Source organism: Mesorhizobium sp. M2A.F.Ca.ET.037.01.1.1, assembly GCF_003998075.1.
In the GTDB taxonomy this organism is placed as follows: domain Bacteria; phylum Pseudomonadota; class Alphaproteobacteria; order Rhizobiales; family Rhizobiaceae; genus Mesorhizobium.
The window spans coordinates 1-7,247 of the sequence record NZ_RZSA01000257.1 but is presented as its reverse complement, the minus strand read 5'-3'; the positions used below and the strand labels follow the sequence as shown (position 1 = coordinate 7,247).

Genomic DNA, 7,247 nt, shown 5'->3' with positions numbered 1-7,247 from the left:
CCTCGCAAGCTCCAGCGCGACGCCACCCAAGCGTTACCGTGACGCACTTCATTTAGACGCTGCTGAATTAACGGTAACTCAACCAGCAGCGTGGTTCCGGCCCAGGGGTGCGGCGAATGTCGAAGGTCACGGCCAATCTGCTGCTTCTGTTTGCGGCCGCGCTTTGGGGCTTCGGAAACGTGGCGCAAAAGACGGTGCTCGATCATCTCGACGCACTGAGCGCAGTCGGGCTGCGCTGCTTGATCGGCGGGCTGCTGGTGCTGCCCTTTGTCCTGACGGAAAGGCGAGCGCCGGCCGATTCCGCACATTCCTCCAGCGTGGCCCGGGTGGTCGTGCTGTTTGCCATCTCCATCATGCTGCAACAGCTCTGCTATCTCGGCGCCAGCGTCACCAATGCAAGCTTCTTCGTAAGCACGGCAACGGTGATCACGCCGCTGGCCGCCTGGCTGCTCATGGGTGAACGTCCGAAGGCAGGTCTCGTCGCCGCCGCCGGATCCACGGTGATGGGCTGCCTGCTGTTGTCGGGCGGGATTACCGGTTTCGGCGCCGGCGACCTCACCGCCCTCCTCTCGGCGGGCTGCTATGCGCTGTGGACGGTCGAGCTCGGGCGCCACATGCATGCCTATGCGCGCCCCTTCACGGCCGCCGCGGCGCAGTTCCTTGCCGCCGCCGCGATAGCCCTGCCGCTCGGGGCGGTGCAAGGCAATCTGTCATTGTCGGCGGCTTCCGAGGCCGGTCCCGAACTGGTGGTGCTCGGGGTTTTCTCGACCGCGGCCGCCTTCGGCATCCAGACTGCCGCCCTGCGTTTCACTTCGGCCAGCCACGCCGCGGTGATCGTCAGCGCGGAAAGCGTGTTCGGCGCCCTGGGCGCGGCGATCTTCCTTGGCGAGCGCTCTTCTGCGGCAGGCGCGCTCGGCGCGGCGATCATCCTCGGATCGATCCTGTCGGTCGCGATGTCGAACCGAACGTCGACGGCGTCCCTGCGAGCCAGTCCGGGCAGAGCCGACGCGGCATTGGCAGCAGGCGCCTGGCCGGTCAGGCGACGCTCATCGTCGTCAATGCAGGTCGGAAGGAGACAATCCGCTGACCTTTCCGGCGACGGCCCACGCCGGTCCCAACGACCGAGACCGCGTTGCATGGAAAACGACCTGTATCGAGATGGAGGGTAAGATGGTGGACGGTCTTCACAGGACACCGGGCTCCGACGGCAAAGGGGCAAGGCGTGCGCTTTCATTGGCGATGCTGGCGACACTGCCAGCCGCGGTCCTTTGGGGACCTGCCGCAGACGCAACCAACATAGATCCGCCGTCGATGCAGGTTGACGTCGCCGTCGTCTTCGCGGTGGACTTCTCCTCTTCGATTGATCCGAAGATTGCCGACCTGCAGCGTGAGGGCCATGCCGAAGCGCTCACCTCGCCGGAAATCATCCGCGCCATCTCGCAGAACTATATCGGTTGCATCGGCGTGGCCTATTTCGAATGGTCGAGCCCCGGTCGCTCGCGCACCGTGCTGCCATGGACGCGCATCTGCGGCCTGGACGATGCTAAGGCCGCCGCGTCGGTGATCAGCAATACAGGCGACACCGGCCATATGCGGCGAGGCAGGGGTGGAACTTCGGTTTCAACGGCAATCGATGTCGGAGGCCTTCTGCTCGACGAGTTCCCCGGGACCGCCATGAAGAAGGTGATCGACATCTCTTCCAATGGCGAGAACAATGACGGGCTGCCCGTCCAGCCGAGCCGGGAGAACGCGATCGCCAAGGGCTACACGATCAACGCGATCGCCATACCGGCGGATGACGAGGACCCCCGCCAGCCGCTGGCCTCCTACTTTGCCCAATCTGTCATCGGCGGTTCACAAGCCTTCGTGATGTCACCGAAGCAACCGCACGATTATGTCACGGCTCTTCGCCGCAAGCTGGTGACGGAAGTGAGCATGAACATCGACACGTATGTTCCGCCGATGGAGGCACAGGCTCTGTCCGCGCCAATAGCCGATCCTCGGTAGGACTGCGCCTCGATGAGGAGGGCTCACTCGTCATACGCGGAAGCGCGGCCAGCGCGCCCTACCCTTCCCTCAGCCAGACCAGCATCTCGCCGGGCTCACGATTGTCCCAGGCGAAATAGGGAACCGCCTTGAGCTTCGTCGCCTCAGTCGCCGGCGGCTCGCGGCGATAGAGATCGGCGCCCCAGCTCTCCGTCTCGGCCCTGCTGCCGATCGCCGAAAGCGTGACGACGCCGCCGAGCAGGTTTGGCTCCTTGTGAGCCTCGAGCCTTGCCTCGCGCGGCAGGGCGATGCGGTGCAGCCCACCGCCATTGTCGGTCTCCTCGACGCAATAGATCAGCGGGCCCCGCGCCAGCGCGACACGACCGATGTCCTGCCGCACCTGCGGGTTGGCGAAGAGGCGCGCCATCGACATTTCAAGGTCGAGCTCGACCTTGTCGCCCTGGCGCCATTCGCGGCGGATCGCGGCGTAACCGTCGACCGTCGCCGCTTCGAGATCGACCAGCTTGCCGTTTACCCGAAGCGCGGCCTTGCGGCACCACACCGGCACGCGCAGGTGAAGCGTGAACGCAACCGGCGCCTCAGGTCCGACCTCGATCGCGACGGCGCCGTCCCAGGGATAGTTGCTGGTCTGGACCAGGGTAACCTGGCGGCCGGCGATCTCGAAACGAGCGCTCGAGTCGCCATAGAGATGGACGGCCAGCGCGTCGTCGGCGAGGCCGTAGAAATAGCTGCCGATCGAGGCCACCATGCGGCCGATATTGGGCGGGCAGCAGGGGCAGCGGTGCCATTTCCAGCGGTGATGGCCACCCCTGCTCTCCAGCGGATTCTCGTAGAAGAACAGCGAGCCGTCGAGCGACAGGCCGGAGATCGAGCCGTTGTACAAGGCCCGTTCCATCATGTCGGCGTAACGCGCGTTCGGCCCCATGCCGAGCATGCGGCTTGCCCAGAACACCAGGCCGACCGAGGCGCAGGTCTCGGCATAGGCTGTCTCGTTGGGCAGGTCATAGTCGCTGGTGAAGCCCTCATTGTGCGCCGACGGCCCAAGGCCGCCGGTGACATAGAGGCTCTTGGTCATCAGATCGTCCCAGAGCCGGTCGAGCGCTACGCGCAGCGTGTCGTCGCCATATTCCGTCGCGATATCGGCCATGCCGGAATAGAGATACATCGCGCGCACCGCGTGGCCGACGACCTTGTCCTGCTCGCGCACCGGCTTGTGCGACTGGTTATACTCGTACGTCTTGAAGTGATAGGCCTTCGGATCGGCGCCGCGGGCGCGCGCCTCCTCGTCGAAATAATGCGGCTGCTGCCCGCGCTGGTCGATGAAACATTTGGCGAGCTCCATGTATTTCTTCTCGCCGGTCGCCCGCGCCAGTTTCACCAGCGCCAGCTCGATCTCCTCATGGCCGCAATACCCCTTTTTCTTGCCGGGCTCGGGGCCGAACATCGAAGCGATGTGGTCGGCATAGCGGCACATGATGTCGAGCAGCTTGCGTTTTCCCGTCGCCTGGAAGTAGGCGACGGCGCCCTCGATCAGATGGCCGGCGCAGTAGAGCTCGTGGCAATCGCGCAAATTGGTCCAGCGAAGACCTGGCTGGATGCGCTGGTACCAGCTGGAGAGGTAGCCGTCCTCCTGCTGCAGCTTGCCGTACATATCGATGACGGCGTCGATCTTCTGCTCCAGCTCCGGGTTGCGGCGGCGGTAGAGCGAATAAGCGGCGGTCTCGATCGTCTTGCCCCAGTCGGAATCCCAGAACATCTGCGTCGTCACCGTCGAGCCGGTGAACTCGGCGCCCTGCCCGTCGGCCTCGTCCGGCGACGGCGAATGGAACGGGATGACGACGCCTGGCGACGGCCGGTCCGGATCGATCTGCTCCAGCATGCGCGCCTCGACGCAGCGGTCATAGAGGATGCCGGCGGTCTTGCTAGCCACCGCGTCGACACGGTCGCCCCAAAAACCGCGCACATCGACCTGCGGCACGGGCAACGGCCGGAAGGCGAGCTTCGGCCTGGCAGTGTCGGTTGTGGCGGCGGGACTCGATGCGGTCTTGATTTCACTCCATTCGAATTACTTGACGGCCCCGGCCATGAGGCCGCGGATGTAGAAGCGCTGCAGCGCCAGGAAGAGGATCAGGCAGGGCACCATCATCACCGTGACGCCCGCCTGCACCGCGCCCCAGTCGATGGCGCCGAAGCGGCCGGACTGGAGCGCCGTCATCATCACCGGCAAGGTGAATTTGGACTGGTCGGTCATCAGCACGAGCGCGGCCAGAAACTCGTTCCAGGCGCCGAGGAAGGCGAACAGCGCGATGGTGACAACGCCCGGCCAGACCAAAGGCAGCATCACCTTGACGAGCATGGTGACGTTGTTGGCGCCATCCATGCGCGCCGCCTCCTCGATCTCGCGCGGCACGGCGTCGAAAGCGTTGCGCATCATGAAGATCGAGAAGGGCAGCTGCAGCGTGACATAGACGCAGACCAGCCCGGTCAGAGTATTGTGCAGGCCGAGCCTGGTCAGCACCAGGAAGATCGGCGTCAGGATCGACTGGAACGGGATCATGATCGTCGACAGGATGAGCACGAAGAAGAAATCCCGGAACGGAAAGCGGAAGCGCGAGAAGCCGTAGCCGGCGAGTACGCTGACCAGCACCGACAGCAGCACCGTCATCACCGAGACATAGATGCTGTTCTGCGCCGAGACCCACAACCCGTCGCCGAAGGCGTTCAGCGTCTCGTAATTCTCGACCGAGAAGCCGGTGGTCGGCCAGGGCGGCAGCGGCGGCTGGCGCGCCTCCTGCGCCGGCTTGAAGGTGGAGAGCACCGTCCAGACGATCGGCGCCAGGAACAGCACCGAGGCGATGATGCCGGTGGAATGCCTGGCGAGGCTGAAGGCGGCCTTGCGGTTCTGCGACATCGCCTCGGCCATCAGTCGAGCCCCTCGGGCTTGCGCAGCAGCCAGAGCTGGATGAGGCTGAGCGCCACCAGGATGGCCAGGAGCACCATGGAGAGTGCCGCGCCATAGCCGAGCTTGAACGAGACGAAGGACTGGTTGAAGATCCAGTAGACCGCCGTCAGCGTCTGGTTGCGCGGGCCGCCGCGCAGAATGATGTAGAACTGGTCGAAGGCGAGGATCGAGCCCGCGACCGACAGGATCAGCGCCAGCGCCAGCGTGCGGCGCATCAAGGGCAGCGTGATCGCCCGGAACCTGGCGAACGGCCCTGCCCCGTCGATGACGGCAGCCTCCTGCAGGTCCTGCGGGATCGACTGTAGGCCGGTCATCAGGATGATCATGGTGAAGCCGGCGACCTTCCACACCACCATGGCGATGATCGACCAGAAGGCCGGCTGGAAGGTGGCGAGAAGATTGACCTTCTTTTCGGTCAGGCCGAGGTCGTAAGCGGCCGGGCTGAACAGGCCGGAATCGACGTTGAGCAGCCAGGACCAGAGCAGGCTCGCCGAAGCGAAGCCGACCACCGCCGGCATGAAGAAGGCGGTGCGGTAGAGATTGGTGAGCGGGCGGGGCTTTTCGATGAAGATCGCCAGCGGGAAGGCGACGGCGAAGATCGCGATGGTGACGATCGCCGTGTAATAGAAGGTGAATTTCAGCGCGTTCCAGAACCGCGTGTCGCGCACGATCGCGACATAATTGTCGAGGCCGACGAAGGAATGCTCGCCCATCAGCGGCCAGTTGTTCAGCGACATCCACGCCGTCATGCCGAGCGGGATGACGAAGAAGACGGTGACGAAAGCGACGGCCGGAAGGACGTAGAGAAGGCCAACCCATTGCCGCAGGCTGGCGCTGGTGCGCGAGCGGGCGGGAGCGGATGTGGCGGTGATGGCAGTCATGGCAGCACCTTCCCTTCTCCCCCTGTGGGAGAAGGTGGATCGGCGCGAAGCGCCGAGACGGATGAGGGGTGTTCCAGGAAAAGCCAGCGTCTCACTCCGCTGGAACACCCCTCATCCGTCGCCTTCGGCGACACCTTCTCCCACAAGGGGAGAAGGGGGGCGCGAACCTCGCGGCCCCTCAACCTGGCGATGCTAGTGAGAGTGATTTTTCTCAACGCGTCAGTTCCTGCCGTTCAGCGATGCAACATCCCGGCCGCCCGGCCAGGGAGACGGGGCGGGCGGCCGGTCAGGGCCGTGGCGGCGAAGCGTTGCGCGATCCCCGTCGCCTGTAGGCCCTGGTGTCTACTTGTTCGGCGCCTGGTCGATGATCGACTGCATGGTGTCCTGCGCGTTGGCGATGGCGCCGTCGACATCGTCGCCGAAGAACACCTCGTTGACCATCTGAGTCCAAGGACCGTTGGCGGAGTTGATCAAATCGTTGAACACCACCGAATAGGGCGTCCTGCCCTTGGCCATCGCCTCGGCCGCCACCTGGTAGCGCGGGTCGAGGTCCTTCAGCGCGTCCTTGGCGATGTCGTTGCGCACCGGCAGGCTGCCATATTTGGCGAGGATGGTCTGGCCCTCCAGCGAATAGGCGAAGTCCAGGAACTCCTTCACCACGGCGATCTTCTTGGTGCCCTTGGTGACGACGAAATTGTCGCCGCCGGCGAAGGAGGACCAGCCGCCATCCTTGCCCGGCAGGAAGGTGATGCCGTAGTCGATATCGGGATATTGCGTGTTGAGCGCGCCGATGGCGAAGGCGCCGGATGGCGAGATGCCGATCTTGCCGCCGGCGAAGGCGGCGAAGAAATTGGCGCCGGTGTCGGTCTGCGCGCCCTCCGGCACCAGCCCCTTCTTGATCATCGAGCGGTAGAGGTCGATGGCGCCGCGCAGTTGCGGGCTGTCGAGCGTCGCCTTCGAGCCGTCCTCGGAGAGGATGTCGCCGCCCGAGGCCCAGATCAGCGGCGTGAAGGTGAAGATGTTGCAGCCGCCGCAATTGCCGGAGAAGTAGAACCCCTTGATGTCGCCGCCGAGCGCGTTGACCTTTTCGGCGTCGGCCGCGATCTCGGCCCAGTTCGTCGGCCCCTTCTCCGGGTCCAGCCCCGCCTGCTTGAACAGCTTCTTGTTCCAGATCAGCACCGAGGCGTCGGCCGAGAACGGCAGGCCGTAGATGCGGTCCTTATAGGTGCCGGTCTTCACATGCGCCGGCGAGAGGCTCGAAAAATAGGGCAAGGATTTCGCCCAGTCGGTGATGTCCTCCAGCTGGCCGGCGGCGGCGAAGGACGGCGTGTAGATCAGGTCGAGCGACAGCGCGTCGGGCGCCGTGCCCCCGGCGGCCGCCGCGCCATATTTCGGGA

The 7,247-nt window shown here is 64.8% G+C and carries 6 protein-coding genes; 2 read left to right on the top strand and 4 right to left on the bottom strand.

The genetic code is table 11. The features are described 5' to 3' along the window. The first annotated feature begins 116 nt into the window (after window positions 1-116). Together EOA27_RS14925 and EOA27_RS14920 are read left to right on the top strand one after the other, a co-directional pair. Entirely contained in the window at window positions 117-1,169 is a 1,053-nt protein-coding gene (locus tag EOA27_RS14925) for a DMT family transporter (protein ID WP_245491096.1), read from the top strand. A gap of 1 nt (window position 1,170) precedes the next feature. Next, the gene (locus EOA27_RS14920) at window positions 1,171-2,007 is read left to right on the top strand and encodes a DUF1194 domain-containing protein (RefSeq protein WP_189343158.1); all 837 of its coding nucleotides are present in this window, start codon (window positions 1,171-1,173) and stop codon (window positions 2,005-2,007) included. A 58-nt stretch (window positions 2,008-2,065) separates the two neighbouring features. Here the strand turns inward: EOA27_RS14920 and EOA27_RS14915 are convergent, their stop codons facing one another. From EOA27_RS14915 to EOA27_RS14895, 4 genes are all read right to left on the bottom strand, one after another. Further along, window positions 2,066-3,985: a glycoside hydrolase family 127 protein gene (locus EOA27_RS14915; protein ID WP_245491095.1), complete on the bottom strand. Its 1,920-nt coding sequence runs from the start codon at window positions 3,983-3,985 to the stop codon at window positions 2,066-2,068. 87 nt (window positions 3,986-4,072) lie between these two features. Next, window positions 4,073-4,930 (bottom strand): carbohydrate ABC transporter permease, encoded by an 858-nt coding sequence (locus EOA27_RS14910; protein ID WP_126083150.1) that lies wholly within the window; start codon window positions 4,928-4,930, stop codon window positions 4,073-4,075. Beyond that, window positions 4,930-5,850 (bottom strand): sugar ABC transporter permease, encoded by a 921-nt coding sequence (locus EOA27_RS14905; RefSeq protein WP_126083151.1) that lies wholly within the window; start codon window positions 5,848-5,850, stop codon window positions 4,930-4,932. The genes EOA27_RS14910 and EOA27_RS14905 overlap by 1 nt, the downstream gene beginning before the upstream one ends. A 342-nt stretch (window positions 5,851-6,192) precedes the next feature. Then, window positions 6,193-7,247: sugar ABC transporter substrate-binding protein (locus EOA27_RS14895; RefSeq protein WP_145970354.1), on the bottom strand; the 1,055-nt coding region annotated here is incomplete at its 5' end.